Below are 19,688 nucleotides of genomic sequence, written 5' to 3' on the forward strand. Positions count from 1 at the left end.
GACCACAAAAAAGAAACAGGCGCTAACGCGTCGGGCTTCTTGCACCCTGGAGAAAGTAAAATGATTCGTTCGCTTGTGAAATGGCCTGGTGGTAAAAGCCGTGTAATTCCCGATCTGCTGCCGGTACTGCCTAAGGCGGATTGCCTAGTTGAGCCGTTCGTCGGCGGTGCTTCTGTTTTCCTCAATACTGAATATCGCCGCTATATCCTGGGTGATATTAATCCCGATTTGATAAACCTTTACCGCCAGATAACGCGCTGGCCGGATGCAGTTATCAACGCCGCTCGTCCGTTGTTTAAAGTGTACGGTGACAAGGACGGTTATCTGTGGGTCCGTGATGATTTCAACGCACGTGCCAAAGATAATCTTTCTTCGCGTGAAGTTTTCGAAAACGGCCCGGACACGGGAAAAATTCTTCGCGCAGCGCAATTCCTTTACCTGAACCGTCACGGATATAACGGCGTTGTGCGCTACAACCGCCAGGGCGGATATAACGTTCCGTTTGGAACGCACAAAACCCCGCCTTACTTCCCGGAAGAACAGATCCGTTTGTTCTCTGAAAAGGCCAACGACACGAAAGCCATTTTCGTTTGTTGTGACTACCAGAGCACATTAAAAATCATGATTGGCAGCGACGCCGTTATCTACTGCGATCCGCCGTACCTGCCAGTAAGCGAAACCGCCAATTTCACCCAGTATCACACCGCCCCCTTTGGTGAGAAACAACACCGCCAGTTAGCTGCCACCTTGCTGGAAGCAAATCGCGTCTACGGTTCGCCAGTGATCCTATCCAATAGCGACACCACAGCAACGCGTGAGATCTACCGCGGTTTCAACTTTCAGGAAATTAGCGTTAACCGTTCCGTGAGCGCGAAAGCAGATGCAAGGGGATCTGCCAGCGAGGTAATCGGCGTTCTCAAATCCCCGAAAGATTCCCCGCACGCTGTTTGGTTTGGAGTTGATTTAGCCAAAGGTGTGGAGGTGCTCTGATGGGGATGAAATGGTCAGTATTTAAAGATTATTTCTTTCATGTTTGCCGCGCTTGCCTGTTTGGTTACAACCACCCATTCAATGCGCACTGGGATCACCAGCTTGAACGTATTTTGAAAGCTGGGGAATTGTTATCTGTTAGCGATTGTGTGGCTACATTTGCATTTAAAGGCAATGTTTTTGAAGTGTGGATCGGGAATCGCTGGTATGCATACGCTTCATTAGCCCGCCTGAATGGGGATTTAGTCGAATATCGCTTACAGGTTCGCCCCAAGTTTCGGAATATGCGCCATTTAAGATTTATGGTGGATGCGTTTACTAGCAAGCCGCGAAGCCGTAAGGAGTTCTACGCACGCCTTGACCTGCTGGGCAAAGCGCATGATTGAGTTCTACTGGAACAAGCCCCGCCCCGCTATCGGGGCATTTAGTTCTGAATCTGCAAAACTCGCCCCGCTTGCCGGGGCGGTTACGCATCACCCTGCCGTCGAAAAGCATATTGACCGGCTTATCAAACGCGCCGGTTATAACCCGGCAGAGGTCCGCAACCGTGAAGCGCTGATCCATGCGCTGGACAAATACGAGCCGCACGGCTTGCCGCTTTCCGTGCATCAAGAAATCGTCAGAAAAGATATGGCCGCCGCAAAGGCCACCGCAGCCGCATGGGCTAACACGCCGGAAGGTGTGGAAGCCCGTTTGTTATCTGAGCCGTTCTTTATCCGCGAAGTCTGGCGCAAAAAAATCGACTGGTTACGCACCAACCGCGAAGCCCGACACATTAATGATTTTCTTATGGGGACCGTGAAAAAATCATTACTGCGTCTTGATGTCGTGCGCAGCAAGCAAGGCGTTTCGACCAGCGTTAACAGCGAACTGGCCGCCTACTGGCATGGACGCTGGCAACGCCTGGCCGATTTCACAAAGCGGGAAGCATTAAGCGCCGCGCATGAAATTGCCAACCGTCTGGCTGAAATGCTTGAAACCGAATGCGCTGCTTTGGGCCTGACCGCCGAGGGCATGAGCGTTGAGGAACTGGACTGGATTTATTGCCACCTGGGCCGCGAAATGCTGGCCTTGCGCGTTGTGCCGCCAGCATGGACGGCGCCGTGGGAGCGTGAGCGGATCTTTACTGCCATTCTGCGTATGTGCTCGCCGGACTGGTGGGGTCGCAAAATCTGGCGCCTGCGCTGTGACTGGCGCGAAAACCAGTTGCGTGCAATCGGCGCAGTTCATCGCAAGGCCCACGCCTATGTAAGCGCTTCAAGCCTGGTTGAGTGGCAGGAACAGCGCCGGAAGAACCGCGAATTTTTCAAGAGTCATGAGCTTGTCGACGAAGACGGCAACGTTTCATCGCTTGAAGATATGATTAACAAGTCCACGTCCAATCCGGCGATTCGCCGCCATGAGCTAATGGCGCGTATGGCTGGCGTAGAGCTTGTCGCACAACAGCGCGGCGATGTGGGCATCTTCCTGACCATCACTTGTCCGTCCAAATATCACAGCAATGTCGAATCCGGTCACCATAACGGCAAGTGGAATCACACCACCGTTGCCCAGGCACAGCGGTATTTATGCCGCGTCTGGAACCGCGCAAACGCCAAACTGAAGCGTGAAGATTTACGTCCCTATGGCTTCCGTGTCGCAGAGCCACACCACGACGGGACGCCACACTGGCACGCCCTGTTATTCATGCCGCAGGCGGAAGTAAAAGCCACGGTCGCAATATTGCGCGAATACTTCACCAAAGAAGACCGCGCCGAACTGGGCCGCAATACCGGCGCTCGCTTCAAGTCCAAAAAAATGGACCCGCGTAAAGGGTCAGCAACGGCCTATATCGCGAAATATATTTCCAAAAATATCGACGGCCACGCGCTGGCCGGTGAGCTGGACGACGAGACGGGCAAGCCGCTGAATGAAACGGCTAAATATGCAATGGCGTGGGCATCGCTTCACCGCATCCGTCAGTTTCAGCCGCTGGGCCAGCCGCCTGTGTCCGTTTATCGCGAACTGCGCAAACTGAGCAACCAGCTAACCAACCAGCGCAAAATTGCAAATACCTTCAAACGTGGCGCGGCAATGCTGGCCGATCCCGAAATGGATGCGGTCTGCGCCGCTGCCGATGTGGGTTGTTTCGCCACATACATTTTGCGCCAGGGCGGTGTCCTGATCCCGCGTGAAGATTATGTCGTCCGCCTGGCCTATCAGCCCGCCGAAGAAATGAATGCTTACTGTGAGATCTCCGACAAGGTCTTCGGCGTCTGGTCGCCGCGCTTGGGGGAAGACTCCCGCATTTGCACACGTCTGGTTAAGTGGACAATTCGAGCTAAATCTAAACCCGTCACCGAAGCCAAAACCGGCCCCGGTTTGGGGGTTGACGTTTTGCCGTCGCCACCCGGCGACGCTTGGAGTTCTGTCAATAACTCTACGGAAGACGAAAAAATCGCCGATTTTGCGCCTGACGTGGAGGATGTGACAGACGATTCAGAGGAAGAAATGGTCGATTTTGAAAATATGGATGCGGCCACGCGGCGCAAGCTGGTTCGCCGGTTACGGGAAACGCCAGTCAGACGGGTTAAAACAGATTCACCGTATGACCCAGGCAGTGAACTGGATGTCGCCTGGCGGGCCGCAGTGGAGAAAATCAACTCAAAATCGGCTGAGGAAAGCGCCAGACGGGCCGCTCTTGCGCCAGCGGTTAGCAAATTGCTGGCTGATGCCGCCCTTCATGCGCTGGATATTTCTGAAGCGCAGGCAATTTCGCTGCTGAAAGGCAGCCGACTGGAAATTAACGGAGTGTTTTATCGCGCCAGTTCAGACGGCGAGTTAATCACGCGTCAGCAATATGACGAGTCCAGCACGGTAAACAAATTGTGGGAACGGCTAAGGGATAACCACGGCGTTGATGTAACACGGTTGCGGTTCGATCCAGTTGGTGAATACAAAAAGATGCTGGCCGCTGCTGAGGTTCAGCAATCAAAAGACTAAGTAAATCACGCTGGCCGCTGCAACTGGTTGCTGTGGTCGGCGTGATTCTGCGGGTGCGGGCGGCAAAGAGTCCGCGTCTTTTTAAAGGAGGGGTAAAGTGAAAGTGAAAATTCGTGTGAATAACAGCAGAAACACGGTCGCGGGTGTTGTTACTGGCTGGCGCTGGGAAAAATCGTCAATTAAGGTCGTCGCAGAAAAAGTAATAGATGTCTGGTGTAAGGGAGGTGTTGGTGTTGGAAAGCCGTCAATGCTGGGTCTTAGGTTCAGGGTGGTGATTAATGGCAATAGCAAATAAAAAAAGCCCGCTTTGATGCGGGCTTCTTTTATGCGGTCTGGCCGTTGAGCAGGTCCAGTGCGAACTGACGTTCTTCGGGCTTGAGCCGGTCAATCAGGAATTTGACCAGCTTGTTACCTGTCAGCCCGCTGGGGCTGAGAGTGTGAGAAAACGAGGCGTTAAACACAAACGTATGACCGCATTCAACTTCGGTGCAAGCGCAGTATAAATCCGCCAGTTTTTTATCTTTCCAGTCAGATTTACGAATGATGGCCGGTTGGCCGCATTCAGGGCATTTAATTTTAAAAACTCGCATGTTCACCATCCCGCACGCCATTGCTAACAATGGGGATGATTTTAAACTAATTGCGCTCATTTTTCGCCCTTATCGACGGTAATTACCGGCAATTCAACGTCAAAATTAAGATGTAAGCGCGGCGGGATTTCCGGGTCATTGTTAACACCATTCATAAATTTACGCTGTAACGGGATAACCTCGTCTTTCCGGTAGGTCGTGCGGGCAGTTTCAGGGTTACCCATTACCGCGCCGTTCGTCGGAATGATGCCCGCCAGCCCTGCGGGGAAGCGGTGAGCGGTAAAGATGTCCTGCGCGGTGATCCCTTTGATGTTCTGGAATTCATCCTTTGCGCTGACTTCACCCACTGGCAGGATTTTGACCCCGTCCGGGTCGCCTTTCGGGATGTTGATAAACATGTTGCGGAAGTTGCCCAGCCCTTTGGACTGCGCAATCTTGTCTTTGATTTCGTTTTCCATTTCCAGCGTTAAATTTGGGTCGCTGGTATAAAGAATAAAGCCCATATGTGCCCCGTTGTTGTAGTAGCGGCGGCGGAAGATGGTCGCTTCGCTGTTAAGTAAAACTGAATGGATCCCGCCGATGTAATCCGGCAGGCCATAAACCTGCTGGCGTGGGTCATACATTTTGAAAAAGACGATGTCCTGCGGGTCATAAATCAGCGCTGGCCCCTCCTGGAGAATGGCGAACGTTCCGTCCTTCCGGCATCGCAGATAAAGCGACGGCAGAGGCAGCAGGTCGATCACCTCCCCGAATACATTACGAATTTTCAGGATAGCAACGTCGCCAAACAGCAGATAATCAAAGACCGCCTGTTCGACCTGGTCAGGCGTCAGGCCGCCGCCGATATAGCCACCGGCAACCATATTGCGCCGCGCATACAATACGCCCCCATGCTGGCCGTTAAGGTTCGGCAACTGTGACAGCGCCAGCCGGTTAATCGGGAGTCGCCAGTGATCTGCCTCGTTGTCGTACCAGATATTGTGATAATCGGTGCCGGTCGTAAGGATGGGTTCTGGTTCGCCAAAGGTGATCACGCTGCCGCGCCCTGGCGTGAACGTTTCAACGTTGCTGCCGGTTGCAGCCCTGAATTTTTTCGCTTTACGCTGTTTCTTAGTCGTCATGCTGCTTTCCCAAAAGCCCAGGTCGATGGGCGGTCAAATTCGTGATCGATAGGTTCGTTTATTACGGCGTGCGAGATAGCGAAGAAAACATCCGCGTGGCCGGTTGCGTCGGAACGTTCAGCAACGAACGTTAACGCGTTGCCGCTGTTAGTTGTGGTGCGCCGGATAGCCATAAACGACGCCGGAATTTCGACGCGCTCTTTGTTGGTTTCGTCTATGGCGTCTTTCGCCCATTCGATGCGCTTACGTTCCACAACGTCGATCATCTTCATTACCAGGCGGTTTTTACTTTCAACGCTGTATAGAATGGCGTTGGCCTCGCGTGGGGCAAACTTGCTGACCAGGTCATACACCCCTTTCCCGATGCCGGTTGTGTCGATCCCGATGTAGGTGATATTAAAGCGGCGCATAAGCTGACGTATCTGGTCTGCCTGCCAGCTAAAGTTAAAGCCCTGCCATTGCCAGCAGGCCAGCACGCGGAAGCGTTCACCGTCGTGAATGGGTGGCGCAATTATCACAAAAGTGGAGTTGTCGCCGGAGCGCGACGGGTCGAAGCCCGCCCACACTTCGCGGTTACCGAATGGCCGCGCGGCGGTCGGGTCATAGTCGCCCCAGGTTGCCCGGTCCACTTCGCAGCCGACCAGCGTCGAGAATTTGAAGACCGCGTCTTTGCTGTCAACGAACTGGCACATGTAGAGCATGGCGAACGCGGTCGGGTTGTACTTGTTGCGGAGCCGCTCAATATCGACAAGCGCACCCAGCCCGCCTTTGATGGCGTCTTCCATCGTGATGATGTAGCGCCAGATCCCATCCGGGCAGATGATGCCCTGGCGCATGGCGCTTTCTTTGGGGAACTGAATTCCTTTGCGTTTCGCATCATCACCACGCCATTCGTCGCCGGTCCATACCGGGTAGGCCTGGTGCGTCTTCGCGCTGGGCGTTGAAAAGTAGGTCGTTCTGTATTTGTTATGCGTCGCCATTGCGCTGGCAACTTCGTGCAGGCGCGTGAATTTCGGGATCCAGAAGACTTCATCACCATAAAGGTGGCCGTTAAAGCCCTGCGCGGTGCTGGCGTTTGTGGACAGAAAGCGCAGGATTGCGCCGTTGCTGAGGCGGATATTTTTGCCGGTCAGCGTGATACCGAAATGGTTTTGTGCAATCTGGACGATGTATTCGCGGAAGATTTCCGACTGTGCGCGGGATGCTGAGAAAAACACCTGGTTGTCGCCGCTTATGACGGCATCTTCAAATGCTTCCCATGCAAAATAGTAGGTCATGCCGACCTGACGGCTTTTAAGGATAAAGCGCCAGTCTTCGCCTTTATGCTCGCGGCAATGTAGCTGGTATTCGAAAAGATGTTCCCGCGCCCAGGTGTCAAGCATTTCAGGCGTCAGGCCGGAAACGTCGTTTTTCTTATACCGGCGCTTTCCTTCCCGTTCCCCAGGTTCCCCGCCTGCACTGCTGAGGCAATAGCCCTCCCCGTCATAGGATGCTTTTTTGGCCTGAATTTCGGCCAGCTTTTCGGCGTGCTTGTTTCGCTGCGCCATAAGTTTGACGTGATGGGCAATCAGATCGCGTAGTTCTTCCAGTTCCAGCGCCGTTTTTTTCTCGCGGCGGGAGAGCTGGTCAATGCGGCGGGCGATGACATTTTCCACTGATTCGACAGGCAGCAGTGATGCCCACTCCCCGACGTCAGCCCAGTGGTAAATGGTACGCGGTGGAATATTCAATTCCTGCGCAATATCTTTCGGCGTCCAGCTTTTAATGTATAGCGTGCGGGCCGCTTCTTTTAATTCATCGGAGTATTTAGCCATGAGGGTATTATGACGGGAATATTTAACCCGTTTGATAATTAAATATCGGTAAAAGGTGGCTAACCACTTATAACCGAAGACATAAGAAATTAAGTTGTCGCGCCGTTTTATTTAATTGGCAATACTGACCATCACAAACGAATTGTATTATTCATTTCATTATTAAAGGTCAGTTATGACGCAACCCAGTTACCGAACTGATTGGTTATGCATTGCCACATCAGGGCAGGCCGTGGACGGTCGCACCATTGAAGCGCAATGGTTAATTGACGCTGCGGAAACCTATTCCCGCAAAACCTACACGGCAATGATTTGGCCGCATCATCCGCAATACGATATTGGCGAGCGTGAATTTACCTGCAACCTGGGCGAAGTGGATGCGCTGAAAGTTGAGACGGAAGGTGACGTCACCAAATTATATGCCCAGTTAATCCCTAACCAGTTCTTAATTGATGCCAACCGCATGGGGCAAAAGCTGTTTACATCTGCCGAATTTGTCACTGATTTTGCAGGCAGCGGACGGGAATATCTTTTCGGGCTGGCTGTGACGGATATTCCGGCAAGCCTGGGAACTGAAAAACTTAAATTTGTTTTGGCTGGAGAAGAAAAGGACGCAGAACGCGGAAGCCTGGAAACGTTCAGCCTGGGAAACTTGCAGACCAGCAAGCCAGAAAAAAAAGATTCTTTCTGGTCGAAATTATTTTCGACTCGTAAAGATTTTACGCCAACACCAGAACCTAACACCGACAAGCCCAATGAGGGCGAGGAACAGAAAATGGAAGAGTTAAAAGCCCTCATCCAGCAACTGCTGGATTTAGTCAAAAGCGGCAAAGACGCTGCCAGCGGTGACGCTGATAACGTCGATACGCCAGAGCAGGCCGCCGAGGAAGTGGCAGACATCGCCGACGAGATCGCCGACGCTGCCGCCGAAGTTGCAGAACTGGCGCAGGATGTCGCAGAGAACCCGGAAGACGAAGTCAAAGCGGCAGAGTTCAGCGCGGCAAAAGCCAACCTGGCTAAAGCAATGAAAGCGTTCAACGTCACCCCTTCCAAGCGCCCGCGCCGCAGCCGTCGCCGTGAGTTTTCGGCACGTCGCCCGACCGGTGGCAATCAGAATGCTGACCTCACCGCGCAGCTGACCGCGCTTATGACCAAACTGTCCGCGATGGAAAGCAACGGCACGCAGCGACCTGGCAATGCGCCAGGCGGCAGTAATAAGCCGTTTGAATTTCTTTAATCAATTTTCTTTCCAGGGATAAAACAAAATGCAATTAACCCCAAAAGCAGAGCAGATGTTGCGCAAGTTTGCCGCAGGCCTGGCGAAAGCTAACGGCCAGGTGGACACGTCTCGATACTTCTCGCTGACAAACCCGAAAGAAACCCAGCTGCGTAATGCGCTGCTGGAAAGTTCTGAATTCCTGCGCCTGCTGCCTAACGTCCTGGACGTGGATCAAATCACCGGGCAGGTAGTGACTACCGGTAAAAAAGGTATTTACACCGGGCGTAAAAAGGACGGGCGCTTCTCGCGTGCGCTGGGCGTTGGCGGTAATGAATACAAGCTGGTTGAAACAGATTCCGGTTCGTACCTGCCTTACTCCCTGCTGGTTGTCTGGGCCAATGCTGGCAGCGAGGAAGAATTCTTCCAGCGCATCCAGGCATTCAGCAATGAATCATTTGCGCTGGATATGCTGCGCGTCGCGTTTAACGGTACAAGCGCAGCAGAGAACACCGACCCGGACGCGAACCCGAACGGCGAAGACGTCAACATCGGCTGGCATAAAATTGTCCAGGAGCGTACCCCAGAGCAAATCATCACCGGTGACGTCACTATCGGCGGCGCGAATGCTGATTTCATGGGGCTGGATGCGGCTGTAACCGACCTCGTTCATACCTGTATTTATGAACCGTTCCGCAATGACCCGCGTCTGGTTGTGCTGGCATCCGCCGATCTTATCGGCGCAGACGTCACCACGCTGATGAACAAAATTGACCGCCCGACCGAGAAAGTTGCGGCGCAGTTGATTGGCCGCCAGATCGCTGGCCGCACCGTGTACACCCCGCCGTTTATGCCGGAAGGTCGTCTGATTGTTACCACGCTGGACAACCTGCATATCTACACCCAGCAGGGAACCCGCAAGCGCAAGGCGGAATGGGTCGACGACCGCAAGCGCTTTGAGAATAACTATCTGCGCATGGAAGGGTACGCCGTCGAACATGACGAGCTTTACGCCGCCTACGACAAAATCACCCTGGCAACTGACGCACCAGTACAGGAAGCCCCAGAACAGGGCGGGGGTGAATAAAAATGGCAATGTCCCCGTGTCAGCGACACCGTGCACGCATTAAAACTGCAAAAGCGCTGGATAAACGCGAAGCCCTGACATCGTCGCCGGTAAGCTTCCACCTGCAAATGCTGGAACTGGAAAAGGATGTTGAACAACTTCGCAGCCTGCCGCGTACCGAAGACCGCATCGAATTTAAACGCGATGTCCTTCTGCCGCGCTGGATGCCGACAGTTGAATCCTATCTTGCCGGCGATGCCCGTTTTGCAAATCCGGCCCTGGTTTACTGCGTGATCTGGTTGTTCGACACGGGGGAAATGGGTAAGGCGCTGGACTGGGCCGACGTGGCTATCTCTGAGAACCAGACGATGCCGGAAAACTTCAAAAGCACCATGCCCGCATTTGTGGCCGATACGGTGCTGGAGTGGGCAACGAGACAGGCGGAAGCCGGTCACAGCATTGAGCCTTATTTTGGCCGCACGTTTGAAAACATCCGCGAAAAGTGGCGTTTGCATGAAGACATTAACGCGAAGTGGTTCAAATTCGCGGGGCTTTACATGCTGCGCGACGAGAAGGGCCAGCCCCGCGCCACTGCTGTGGATGATGTGGAAACGCTTGAACAGGCTGATGCCCTGCTGGCCCAGGCGCACGCGTTCAATACAAACGCCGGAGTCAGGACCATGCGCGACAAGATTCGCGCCCGGATTAACAGCCTGACAAACCAATAACGACTCCCGCAAGCCGGGACGGGCGCGGGGGAGGCATCAACCCTTTTGGGTTGTTGGCTATGGATCCCGTTAGCCCGTTTCTTTTGCAAACAAGGTGTAAACCATGAGTGGTCCAAGTTTCAGCATTAGCGGCAAGCCGTTAACGGTGACACCCACAGTGATCACCAATGGCGTGACGTTCTGGCCTGATCTGGATCTGGCTGAATTTCAGACGTCGCGCACCCTGCCCGCTGACCTGCCGCCAGATACCGCAGGCGTTGCCCTGCTGGCAGCCATTGCCGAGGTCAATACAACGCTGGCCGACGTGGTGGCCTACTGGAACGGGAAAGGATGCGAGCGGGCCGCCGATGTACCGGGCGCAAAGCTGAGAGACGAAAACCAGTTAACAGCCCAGTACAAAAAAGCAGTTTATGCGCGGGCAAAAGCCGATTTGCTGGGCGAGTTCGCCACCATCGGGCGACGTGAGTCGCACCCAGGCCAGGAAAGCCTGGACACCCGCGCCAACCTGCTGGCCGAAGCTGCCAACGTGATGCGCAACATGCTGCAACAGCCACGCGTGGGGGTGCATCTGATATGAGTCAGCTTGAAAGCCTGACGGCGTTTATCACGGCGAACCTGCCACGCGATGCCATGCAGATGTTTTCCAGTTCAATGGACGATTGCGAACTGGTGCGCAGCGCGAAAGCGATGGGAAACGGTCAGCGCCGCATCGGTGTACTGACGTACAGCGGCCGTTTGTCGTGGGATAACTTCCCGTTTCGCAAGTATTCGCCAGGTCTGATTTACGCCCTGGTGCTGGCCTGGGTGGATGAGCACGCCAACGAGCTGCGCGACGAGTTGAAATTAGCCGATCCGACCGTGGACCCGGAGTTCGACGACGAGGGAACGTGCATCCTTGATGTGGTCGTCGGGCTGGCTGACCCGGTGATCATCCGTGAAGTGGCAAACGGCCCTATCCCGTTCAGGGATAAATCGTGGGATATCGTCAATCCAGAAATCTGGGTGGCAGAGGAAGCCGAAATTATTGTCCAGACCGGTGACGCGTCGTGATCCGTGGCGAGCTAAACCAGCAACAGCTAAAGCTGATGCGCGAAAAGCTGGCCCAGGCCGATCTTCCTCCACGCAAGCGGCAGCGCCTTTTATGGCGCGTGGCAAAGTTGGGGGTTATCGCAGCGGCTAAACGTCACCAGCGCCAGCAGGCAGCACCGGACGGCACGCCGTGGGAGCCGCGCAAGCGTGGCAAAGGGAAGATGCTTAAAGGGTTGCCCAAGCTGCTGGCCGTGAGGGAGATGCCGGAAATTCAGGGGGTACGCGTTTACCTGAAAGGCGGCAATTACCGCAACGGAAATAAGCCCGTCGCGGCGGGTCTGGTCGGTGCGGTCCAGCAGGACGGTGCGCGGATCCAGATGAAAGCCAGCAACGCCCCGCGTAAACCGCAGGCAAATCAGCCAGCGCTACCGCGTCAGGCAAAGCGACTGCGGGCGCTGGGGTACAAGGTCCGCAAGGGTAAGCGCTGGGTGAAGCCGTCCAGCAAACAAATCATGGAAACCATGAGCATGGCGCAGGCGGGTTTAGTTATCCGCAAGCTGAAAGGAACGCCAGCCAAACGCACATGGACCATAGACATTCCGGGCCGCGTTTTTCTGGGTGTCAGTAACGATGAATTTAACCAAATCATAGCGCGGCAAATGCAGGCAATCGGCTTCGGCTGGGACGTCAACGCGCAGGATATCAGGGGGTAGAAATGACGTGGCCATCAGTCAATGTCAGCCAGGTAAATCGCTATAACGGCACGACTAATGAAGTTGAGCGAGTTGTCCTTTTCGTAGGTTATGGAAAAGAAAATGTTGGTAAAACCCAGCCGTTAAATACAGGCAGCGATCTGGACAAAGCGCTGGGCAGTGAAGATAGCGTGTTGAAATCGATCGTTTCGGCCGCTCGCGATAACGCCGGTCAAAACTGGTTTGCGTATGTGCACGTATTAGCAGAGCCAGAAAATGCCGCTAACGACACGTCGTGGATTGGCGCTGTATATGACGCGCAAAGCGTGGCATCCGTTGAAGGGGTTGTCCTGGTGTCAGCGCCAGCGAGTAAGACCTCTATCGAATTCGCATCATCAACGCGCGCCAATCTCCAGGCAAGTTATGGTCGATTTGTCTGGATGATGATCGCGGTTGATGGTCCAGCGGAGGAAGAGGCATGGATCGATTACATCGGGCGACTTTCGGCATTGCAGGAAGGGATTGCCGCGCCGGGCGTTCAGCTTGTACCACGCATCTGGGGGAATGAGCCGGGCGTGCTTGCCGGTCGCCTGTGTAATCGTTCAGTAACGGTGGCCGATAGCCCCGCCCGCGTTGCAACTGGTGCCCTGCTGTCCTTGGGCAATGCAGAATTGCCCGTTGATGGAACTGGCGCAGTGCTTGAACTGGCAACGCTTCAGGCATTACAGGCCGCACGCTACAGCGTGCCAATGTGGTACCACGATTATGACGGGATTTACTGGTCAGACGGCCGCACCCTGGATGTTGAGGGAGGCGACTATCAGGTGATCGAAAATGTTCGCGTGGTTGATAAAGCCTCCCGCCGCGTCCGTCTGCGTGCAATTCCAAAAATTGCGGATCGCTCACTTAACAGCACCCCGGGCAGCATCGCAGCGCACCAGACGTATTTCGGCAAGCCACTGCGTGAAATGGCGATTTCGACCCAGATTAACGGCGTGGAATTCCCCGGCGAAGTGAAGCCGCCGCAGGACGGTGACATCACCATTACCTGGACCAGCAACGTTGCGGTGCAGATTTATATTGTGGTTCGACCGTATGAAAGCGCGAAAGAAATCGGCGTCAGCATCGAACTGGATACTTCACTGGAGACCCAGAAATGAGCGGAGAACGCATTAGCGGCGGATCGTTTGATGTGAACTATGACGGGGTCATGATTCACGTTGAAAACGCGACCGTCACCATTACCGACAACAGCGCCGTGGCGCAAACCCGTGGCGTGCCGAACGGTCACACAAAAGGGTCAGTTTCGGCGGACGTGGAAATCGAAGTCGATTCCCAGAACTTTAAAAAGTTTACTGCCGTAGCACGTGCTGCCGGTTCCTGGCGCGGCATCCCGGCAAAGGACTTTTTGTTCTATGCGAACGCCGGAGACGACGAAGAAAAAATAGAGGTGTTTGGCTGCGTTCCTGCGCTGTCTGACATCGTGAACATCAACCCCAACGAGGCCAGCAAAACCACGAAAAAAATTAAATTCATGGTGACCAGCCCCGACTTCGTAGCGATTGACGGCGTCCCGTATCTGTCAGCCCGCGACACCCGTGATCTGAAAGGTTAACAAAATGCCAAATGGAGAAACATCGCTGCTGGCAAAGCTGCTGCTGATTGGGGCCGTGATTGGTTTGGGGCAACTGATGGTCAGCAGTGAGCAGATCACAACCCGTCTTCTGGTTGGGCGGATGATTCTGGGTGCTGCGGTGGCCCCGCTTGCCGCAATCCCATTACTGAAATTTCCCGATATGCCGGAACTGGTGGTCGTGGGTATTGCCTGCGCCCTGGGCATTCTGGGAAGCGCCTTTATTGAGCACGGTTTAAGGCGCCTGGCGGAATTCTGGATGAAACGATGGGGAAGTAAAAACCATGAAACTGAGTGAGAAACAACAGCTTTTCACCGTGATGATCGCAAACCTGATCCACTTTGCCGAGGAAAAAGGTTTCCGACTGACTTTTGGCGAGGCATACCGCACGCCAGAGCAGGCCGCGCTAAATGCGAAAAAAGGCAGCGGCATTGCAAACAGCCTGCATACCCAGCGTCTGGCCGTCGATTTCAACCTGTTTATTAACGGGGAATACCAGACCGACAGCGCCGCCTATCGTCCGCTGGGCGAATACTGGGAATCCATCGGCGGCGCATGGGGCGGGCGATTCAGCAAGCCGGACGGCAATCATTTTTCCCTTGAGCATAACGGGGTCCGCTGATGCGTAACTTGCTGGGGTTGCTGCTGATCCTGATTGCTGCCATGTCAGCAGGGTGGCAGGCGCACGACTGGCACGACGCAAAGCTGGAACTGGCCGCCAGTAAGGCGACGGAAGAAACGCGCCAGATTGTCGTGGAGGTAACGCGGCAGTCCGGCGAGGCACTGGAAAAAAAACTCGCGGAGTTAAGAGCCAATGAGATCCACACCGAACGGGTTATCCGCACCGAAACCATTAAGCCGGTTTTTAACAATGTGTGTGCTTCTGATGATTACGTCCGGTTGTTCAACGAAATGGCAGCCAGTACAGAGCGAACCCTATCAGGAAAACCAGCTAATACTTTGCCCGGTGAACCTGCCCAGGCTGGCAGGGCCGACCGGCAATGATTTTGACGCGGCATTAACCGCTTATCGGCAGATGTATGCCGATTGCGCCGCACGACATAACGCCCTGGTGGGCATCATTCGACAGCGAAAGGAAGTAACAAAATGAGCAAGTCTAAAAAAATCATCATGACAGTGGCGGGCGTGGGCCTGAGCTTTGAGCCGAACAAAACAGCCTACAACAACCTGATTAACGAAATGACCATGACCAACAAGGTTGCGCCTATGGCGACCTATCTGGGGCGCATTGTTGATGCCGAATCAAAAGAAGCATTAAACAAGCTGATGGAAGATTACCCCGGCTGCGAAATGCAGATCGTTGAGAAAGTTAACGAGATTTACTCACCAAAACTTGAGATCGAAGTAAAAAACTAGCGGCGCGGGTGGCGGCCATGCGCACGAATGGGCTTGAGCAGTATCTTGCCCTTCGCCGCTACTACCTCCCGCACGAACCCGACGATGAAGAAAGCATCGCTCGCGCCCTTTGGCTGGATGAGTATTTCGCCAAAACCAGGGCGAATAAAACGGCGGAAGGTATCGCCATTGCACTAAACGGAAACTGATATGAGCCACCTGGATTTTACGCTGAGCCTGATTGATAAGCTGACGCGGCCATTAAAAACGGCTCAGTCTTCGCTGACTGGCTTTGCTGAAAAATCGCAGGCGTCTTTTGCAAAAATCGGTATCGGTGCGGCGGCGGTCTGGGGCGTTGCTCAGTCCATCGCGGGCGTGGTTGGCCCCGCGTATGAAATGAATGCGGCGCTTTCGGAAGTGGGAGCCAAAGGCGTGGCAGAAGACACGCTGAAAAGGCTGTCCAGCGAAGCCCTGAAATTCAGCGTCCGCTACGGTAAAAGCGCGGTTGATGTGGTGAATTCCAGTTACGCAATGAAAGGCGCAATGGCTGGTCTTTCTGATGCCGATTTGCCACGCGTTACGGTGGCGGCCAATACCCTTGCGGCAGGCGTTAAAGCCAGTGGTGAGGAAGCTGGCGAATATATCGGCGCGATGGCATCCCGTTTCAATGCGGAGTTGTCCAGCCTGGGCCACGTCAGGTTTGCCGAAGAACTGGCCGGGAAAACGGCCTATATGGTGCAAAACTTCGGCGTGAAAATGCAGACCATGCAGGAGCTTATCGAGGGCACCAAAAACGCCGGTGCTGACTTCGGCGTCAGCATGGATGAACAGTTCGCGGTGCTGGGATCGTTATCTCGTACCCTGGGGACTGAATCCAGCGGTATCTACGAGCAGTTTTTGCGAAGCGCACCGGCCGCTGCTGAAAAGCTGGGGATGAGCTTTGTTGATGCAACCGGCAAGCTGCTGCCAATGGGCGATATCCTGCAAAAACTGCAAGATAAATACGGGGCCAGCATTGAAGGGAACGTCAAAGCCCAGCAGGCGCTGGACGCTGCGTTCGGCGGTGGTGCTGATGTCATCAAAAAGTTGTACGGCCAGCAGGCAAATTTAAACCGCAGCATCACAGAACTGGGCCGCAATGACGGTATGAAACGCGCCCAGGAAATGGCCGAACGAATGGCGAAACCGTGGGAACGTATTGTCGCGACGTTTTACGCCATGCGCGTGGCCCTGGGCAATACGCTGATCCCTATTCTTACGCCGATGATGAACCGCGTTGCCGACGTGGGGGCGAAGTTTGCCCGCTGGCTGGAAATGTTCCCCAACATTGCCCGCTGGCTGGGTTATATCACCCTGGGCGTGCTGTCCTTTGGGCTGGCCGGAGCGGCAACAAACATCGTGATGGGGATTTTTGGATTCACGATGGTGGGCCTGAGCGCTATCGCTAAGGTTCTGGGCGGTGCATGGAAAGCCCTGTTATGGACGCTGAACTTGTTGCGCCCGTCGTTGCTGACGACCCGCATTGGTCTGGCCGCGCTGTGGATCCAGTCAAAGCTGTTAGCCCTGTGGACCGGCGTTTGTCGTGTCGCGCTGGCCGCCTGGAATGTCGTGTTAAAAGCCGGTGCGGTTGCCATGCGCATTTATGGCGTGGCGACCATGTTTGCCGGTGCGGCCATGCAACTGCTGACCAGTCCGATCACCCTGATTATTGCCGCGCTGGCACTGCTGGCGCTGGGCGTCTGGTATGTCGTGAATCACTGGGAAGAACTGACAGCGGCGGTCATGAATACGGCGGCCTTTGCCTGGGTGATGAATGTTGCCGCGCAGGTAGGCCAGGTGTTTGCCAGCGTCTGGCAATCCATCACTGACGGCTGGGCCGTTGTGGTTGCGTTCTTCGCTGGCCTGTCACCGCTCGCCTCTTTTGAAGGTTTCGCGGACACCATCGGGGGCGTATTCAGGAAACTTTTCGACACCCTGAAAAACACGTTTGCATCCACCTATAACTGGATTGCAGAGAAGTTAAACAAAATTCCCGGCATCAATATCGATCTCAAAACTACGGCACAGCCGCCAGTAGCAGATCCCGCAGGGGTGACGGTGCCTGCCGGAGCCGGGGCTGTTCCCGGTGTAACAGCAGTTCAGGACCGCAATGTCATTCCTGATCGCCCTCCAGCGCTGAACGCCCCGTCATTGCTGACAGGTAACAAAATCAATGCGGATATCCCACGCGGTGGCCTGATAAGTCAGGTGAAATCTGACACCAAAACCGTAGTGGATAGCCGTAAGACGTGGGGCGATACGTATATCAATGCCCCGAATGGAATCACCCCGGCCCAGTTGGCCGAATGGCAGGAGCTTAACGCCGGATGAGTACCGAACCGCTTTATATCGATCTACTGATCACTGACGGAGATTTCACCCTGGACAGTGGGAGCGAGCCACAGCGATGTAATAACCGTGACAGCATCGCCCAGGACATCATTCACAGCATCCTTGAAAGCGGCGTGACAACCCGACTGATTGGCGAGCGTAGCCCAACGATGCGCGGTGATGTGCTGACCCAGCTATCCCTTTTGGTGGAAAGTGATGAACGTCTTGTCCCCGGAACGGTAGTCATCACTGAAGAAAGCATCACCAGGCTGTATGTCACCGCAGAAACGTATGAGTTTGGCAGCGTGGGAACTGAGGTTAACTATGACTGAGAAACCAGATGTCGATTTTGAAAAGGTTCTGAATGACAGCGGTATGCCGTCGACAGAAGCCGAGGTAACGGCGATTTTCAAGAAAACCGTTGAGGCGGAAGGTTTTGTCACCAACACGTCGAGAATGTCACCTTTCTGGCGTCTGATTTCGAAAATTGTCACCACGCCGGTGATGTGGCTACGCGACGCGTTAATCAATGTCGTATTGCGCAATATGTTTGTTGCAACGGCTACCGGTTCAATGCTGCGCCTACTTGCCTGGGCCGTGAATATCGAGGCAAAGCCTGCCAGCCCAGCCGCAGGCGTATTGCGATTCTATAAGCTGAACGCGGGGGATGAAGTGGTCATCCCTGCCGGAACGGTAGTGCAAACGGAAAGAATTAACGGCGTGGTGTATTCGCTGGCCGTTAGTGAGGCCACGACGATAGCCGCGGGCGTTGAAAGTGGGCTGGTGCCGGTCGCGGCAACCGGCAGCGGCAGCGGCTACAACCTTGCGCCGGGTTACTACCGCATTTTGCCGGTCGCCGTCGCAGGCATTAACAGCGCCGTGAATGAGGAAGACTGGTTGCTGACGCCTGGGGCTGATGAGGAAACAGACGACGAGCTGCGCGACCGCATGCGCAACCAGTTCAATCTGGTTGGCAGTTACCACACCGACGCCGTTTACCGCAGCATGATTGCTGGCGTGGTAGGTCTGAGCGTGGATCGCATTTTCTTTTTGCATGACGCCCCGCGCGGACCAGGTACGGCTAACGCCTACTTATTGCTGGATAGCGGTGAAACCTCGCAGCCCTTTATTGATGCGGTAAATGATTATGTGAACAGCCAGGGCCACCACGGCCACGGCGATGATATGCAGTGTTTTGCCATGCCTGAAACCAGCCACACGCTGGCGGTAACCGTGTTTGTGGAAAGCGTCGAAAACATGGAGCCGGAAGAACTGAGCATGTTGAAGAGCAACATCACGAATCTGATCCGCTGTGCGTTTCGTGAGAATGCCGACTACGACGTCAAAAAAACGTGGCCTTATGCGCGTTTCTCATTTTCGAATCTGGGCAGGGAAATTCATAAGGCGTTTCCGGTGGTCGATTCACTGAGTTTCTCACTGACCGATATTGTCAGTGAACTATCGGTCCCGCGTCTCGCAGGCTTAACCGTGGAGATCGTCAATGACTGATTTTTCCCGACTGCTGGCCGGTCTGAAATTGCCGTCATGGATGGATCGTGGAGACCCGGCAAGGCTGCTGCGTGCCTGCGTGAAGTTCTGGTCACAGGTCTATAGCTGGCTAACCTGGCCGCTGAGACAGTTTGACCCGCTGACCTGCGCAGAGCCGCTATTAAATCTTATCGCCTGGGAACGTGATATTGCCCGCTTCAAAGGGGAACCAATCGGCCTGTATCGCAAGCGTGTGAGTTACGCATTTATCAACGCGCAGCAGGCCGGAGAGATAGCCGGGTTTATAGCCATTTTTGAGCGGCTTGGGATCGGCTATGTCGAACTGCAAGAGCGCCAGGAGGGCATGGACTGGGATGTCATTACCGTTCGGGTTACAGATAGCCAGGTATCAGACAACAGCGACCTGCTGTTAGAAATTATTCGCAAGTATGGCCGGACGTGTCGCCGGTATCGCTTCGAGGTGATCACCAGCCTGCCGGTGCATATCAATATTGGCTGGTATCAGGGTGACTATATTTGCTGGCCCGCCACGCTGGGCGATGTAAAAAATGAATCAAGCGCGACATATAGCGCCAGTTTGCTGTAGGGAAA

General features: G+C 54.4%; 24 protein-coding genes. 21 read left to right on the top strand and 3 right to left on the bottom strand.

The window, feature by feature from the left end:
* Positions 1–60 precede the first annotated feature (60 nt).
* The 4 genes from V5P19_RS11145 to V5P19_RS11160 all read left to right on the top strand — a co-directional run bounded on the left by V5P19_RS11145 (position 61) and on the right by V5P19_RS11160 (position 4,267).
* A complete protein-coding gene (locus tag V5P19_RS11145) occupies positions 61–990 on the top strand; it encodes a Dam family site-specific DNA-(adenine-N6)-methyltransferase (protein WP_334403177.1) in 930 nt (309 codons plus the stop codon).
* On the top strand, positions 990–1,376 hold the full coding sequence (locus V5P19_RS11150) for a hypothetical protein (protein WP_334403179.1): 387 nt from the start codon (positions 990–992) through the stop codon (positions 1,374–1,376). Before V5P19_RS11145 ends, V5P19_RS11150 begins: the two co-directional genes overlap by 1 nt.
* Positions 1,369–3,972, top strand: coding sequence for a replication endonuclease (locus V5P19_RS11155; RefSeq protein WP_334403182.1), 2,604 nt, complete (start codon positions 1,369–1,371; stop codon positions 3,970–3,972). Before V5P19_RS11150 ends, V5P19_RS11155 begins: the two co-directional genes overlap by 8 nt.
* A gap of 97 nt (positions 3,973–4,069) precedes the next feature.
* A complete protein-coding gene (locus V5P19_RS11160; RefSeq protein WP_334403184.1) occupies positions 4,070–4,267 on the top strand; it encodes a hypothetical protein in 198 nt (65 codons plus the stop codon).
* Positions 4,268–4,295: 28 nt separating this feature from the next.
* Here the strand turns inward: V5P19_RS11160 and V5P19_RS11165 are convergent, their stop codons facing one another.
* The 3 genes from V5P19_RS11165 to V5P19_RS11175 are packed head-to-tail and all read right to left on the bottom strand — an operon-like array spanning position 4,296 to position 7,497.
* The gene (locus tag V5P19_RS11165; protein ID WP_334403500.1) at positions 4,296–4,571 is read right to left on the bottom strand and encodes an ogr/Delta-like zinc finger family protein; all 276 of its coding nucleotides are present in this window, start codon (positions 4,569–4,571) and stop codon (positions 4,296–4,298) included.
* Positions 4,572–4,618: 47 nt separating this feature from the next.
* Entirely contained in the window at positions 4,619–5,683 is a 1,065-nt protein-coding gene (locus V5P19_RS11170) for a phage portal protein (RefSeq protein ID WP_334403186.1), read from the bottom strand.
* Positions 5,680–7,497, bottom strand: coding sequence for a terminase family protein (locus tag V5P19_RS11175; protein WP_334403187.1), 1,818 nt, complete (start codon positions 7,495–7,497; stop codon positions 5,680–5,682). Before V5P19_RS11175 ends, V5P19_RS11170 begins: the two co-directional genes overlap by 4 nt.
* Before the next feature lie 175 nt (positions 7,498–7,672).
* Here V5P19_RS11175 and V5P19_RS11180 point away from each other — a divergent pair, with 175 nt between their 5' ends.
* The 17 genes from V5P19_RS11180 to V5P19_RS11260 all read left to right on the top strand — a co-directional run bounded on the left by V5P19_RS11180 (position 7,673) and on the right by V5P19_RS11260 (position 19,683).
* Entirely contained in the window at positions 7,673–8,734 is a 1,062-nt protein-coding gene (locus V5P19_RS11180) for a GPO family capsid scaffolding protein (RefSeq protein ID WP_334403189.1), read from the top strand.
* A 28-nt stretch (positions 8,735–8,762) separates the two neighbouring features.
* Positions 8,763–9,800: a phage major capsid protein, P2 family gene (locus tag V5P19_RS11185; RefSeq protein ID WP_334403191.1), complete on the top strand. Its 1,038-nt coding sequence runs from the start codon at positions 8,763–8,765 to the stop codon at positions 9,798–9,800.
* Positions 9,801–9,802: 2 nt separating this feature from the next.
* Complete coding sequence (gene gpM / locus V5P19_RS11190; RefSeq protein WP_334403193.1) at positions 9,803–10,507, top strand: phage terminase small subunit; 705 nt, start codon at positions 9,803–9,805, stop codon at positions 10,505–10,507.
* A gap of 103 nt (positions 10,508–10,610) precedes the next feature.
* Positions 10,611–11,084, top strand: a complete 474-nt coding sequence (locus tag V5P19_RS11195) for a head completion/stabilization protein (protein ID WP_059445697.1) — start codon at positions 10,611–10,613, stop codon at positions 11,082–11,084.
* Positions 11,081–11,557, top strand: coding sequence for a phage tail protein (locus V5P19_RS11200; RefSeq protein ID WP_334403198.1), 477 nt, complete (start codon positions 11,081–11,083; stop codon positions 11,555–11,557). Before V5P19_RS11195 ends, V5P19_RS11200 begins: the two co-directional genes overlap by 4 nt.
* 35 nt (positions 11,558–11,592) lie before the next feature.
* Positions 11,593–12,249 carry a hypothetical protein gene (locus V5P19_RS11205; RefSeq protein ID WP_334403502.1) on the top strand — a complete coding sequence of 219 codons (657 nt, stop codon included), beginning with the start codon at positions 11,593–11,595 and terminating at the stop codon, positions 12,247–12,249.
* 2 nt (positions 12,250–12,251) lie between these two features.
* Positions 12,252–13,388, top strand: a complete 1,137-nt coding sequence (locus tag V5P19_RS11210; protein WP_334403200.1) for a DUF2586 domain-containing protein — start codon at positions 12,252–12,254, stop codon at positions 13,386–13,388.
* Positions 13,385–13,843 carry a phage protein gene (locus V5P19_RS11215; RefSeq protein ID WP_032638419.1) on the top strand — a complete coding sequence of 153 codons (459 nt, stop codon included), beginning with the start codon at positions 13,385–13,387 and terminating at the stop codon, positions 13,841–13,843. The genes V5P19_RS11210 and V5P19_RS11215 overlap by 4 nt, the downstream gene beginning before the upstream one ends.
* Positions 13,844–13,847: 4 nt before the next feature.
* Positions 13,848–14,159, top strand: a complete 312-nt coding sequence (locus V5P19_RS11220) for a holin (RefSeq protein WP_334403202.1) — start codon at positions 13,848–13,850, stop codon at positions 14,157–14,159.
* Positions 14,146–14,484, top strand: coding sequence for a M15 family metallopeptidase (locus V5P19_RS11225; protein ID WP_334403204.1), 339 nt, complete (start codon positions 14,146–14,148; stop codon positions 14,482–14,484). Before V5P19_RS11220 ends, V5P19_RS11225 begins: the two co-directional genes overlap by 14 nt.
* A complete protein-coding gene (locus tag V5P19_RS11230; RefSeq protein WP_334403206.1) occupies positions 14,484–14,867 on the top strand; it encodes a hypothetical protein in 384 nt (127 codons plus the stop codon). The genes V5P19_RS11225 and V5P19_RS11230 overlap by 1 nt, the downstream gene beginning before the upstream one ends.
* A gap of 102 nt (positions 14,868–14,969) precedes the next feature.
* Positions 14,970–15,239, top strand: coding sequence for a putative phage tail assembly chaperone (locus V5P19_RS11235; protein WP_334403208.1), 270 nt, complete (start codon positions 14,970–14,972; stop codon positions 15,237–15,239).
* Positions 15,240–15,256: 17 nt separating this feature from the next.
* Positions 15,257–15,427 (top strand): hypothetical protein, encoded by a 171-nt coding sequence (locus tag V5P19_RS11240; RefSeq protein ID WP_334403210.1) that lies wholly within the window; start codon positions 15,257–15,259, stop codon positions 15,425–15,427.
* Position 15,428: 1 nt separating this feature from the next.
* Complete coding sequence (locus V5P19_RS11245; RefSeq protein WP_334403212.1) at positions 15,429–17,588, top strand: phage tail tape measure protein; 2,160 nt, start codon at positions 15,429–15,431, stop codon at positions 17,586–17,588.
* A complete protein-coding gene (locus V5P19_RS11250) occupies positions 17,585–17,920 on the top strand; it encodes a DUF2590 family protein (RefSeq protein WP_334403214.1) in 336 nt (111 codons plus the stop codon). The genes V5P19_RS11245 and V5P19_RS11250 overlap by 4 nt, the downstream gene beginning before the upstream one ends.
* On the top strand, positions 17,913–19,097 hold the full coding sequence (locus V5P19_RS11255; protein ID WP_334403216.1) for a baseplate J/gp47 family protein: 1,185 nt from the start codon (positions 17,913–17,915) through the stop codon (positions 19,095–19,097). Before V5P19_RS11250 ends, V5P19_RS11255 begins: the two co-directional genes overlap by 8 nt.
* The gene (locus V5P19_RS11260; protein ID WP_334403218.1) at positions 19,090–19,683 is read left to right on the top strand and encodes a phage tail protein; all 594 of its coding nucleotides are present in this window, start codon (positions 19,090–19,092) and stop codon (positions 19,681–19,683) included. Before V5P19_RS11255 ends, V5P19_RS11260 begins: the two co-directional genes overlap by 8 nt.
* Positions 19,684–19,688: the final 5 nt, after the last annotated feature.

It is taken from the genome of Enterobacter sp. UNJFSC 003, from assembly GCF_036903355.1.
Taxonomy (GTDB): domain Bacteria; phylum Pseudomonadota; class Gammaproteobacteria; order Enterobacterales; family Enterobacteriaceae; genus Enterobacter.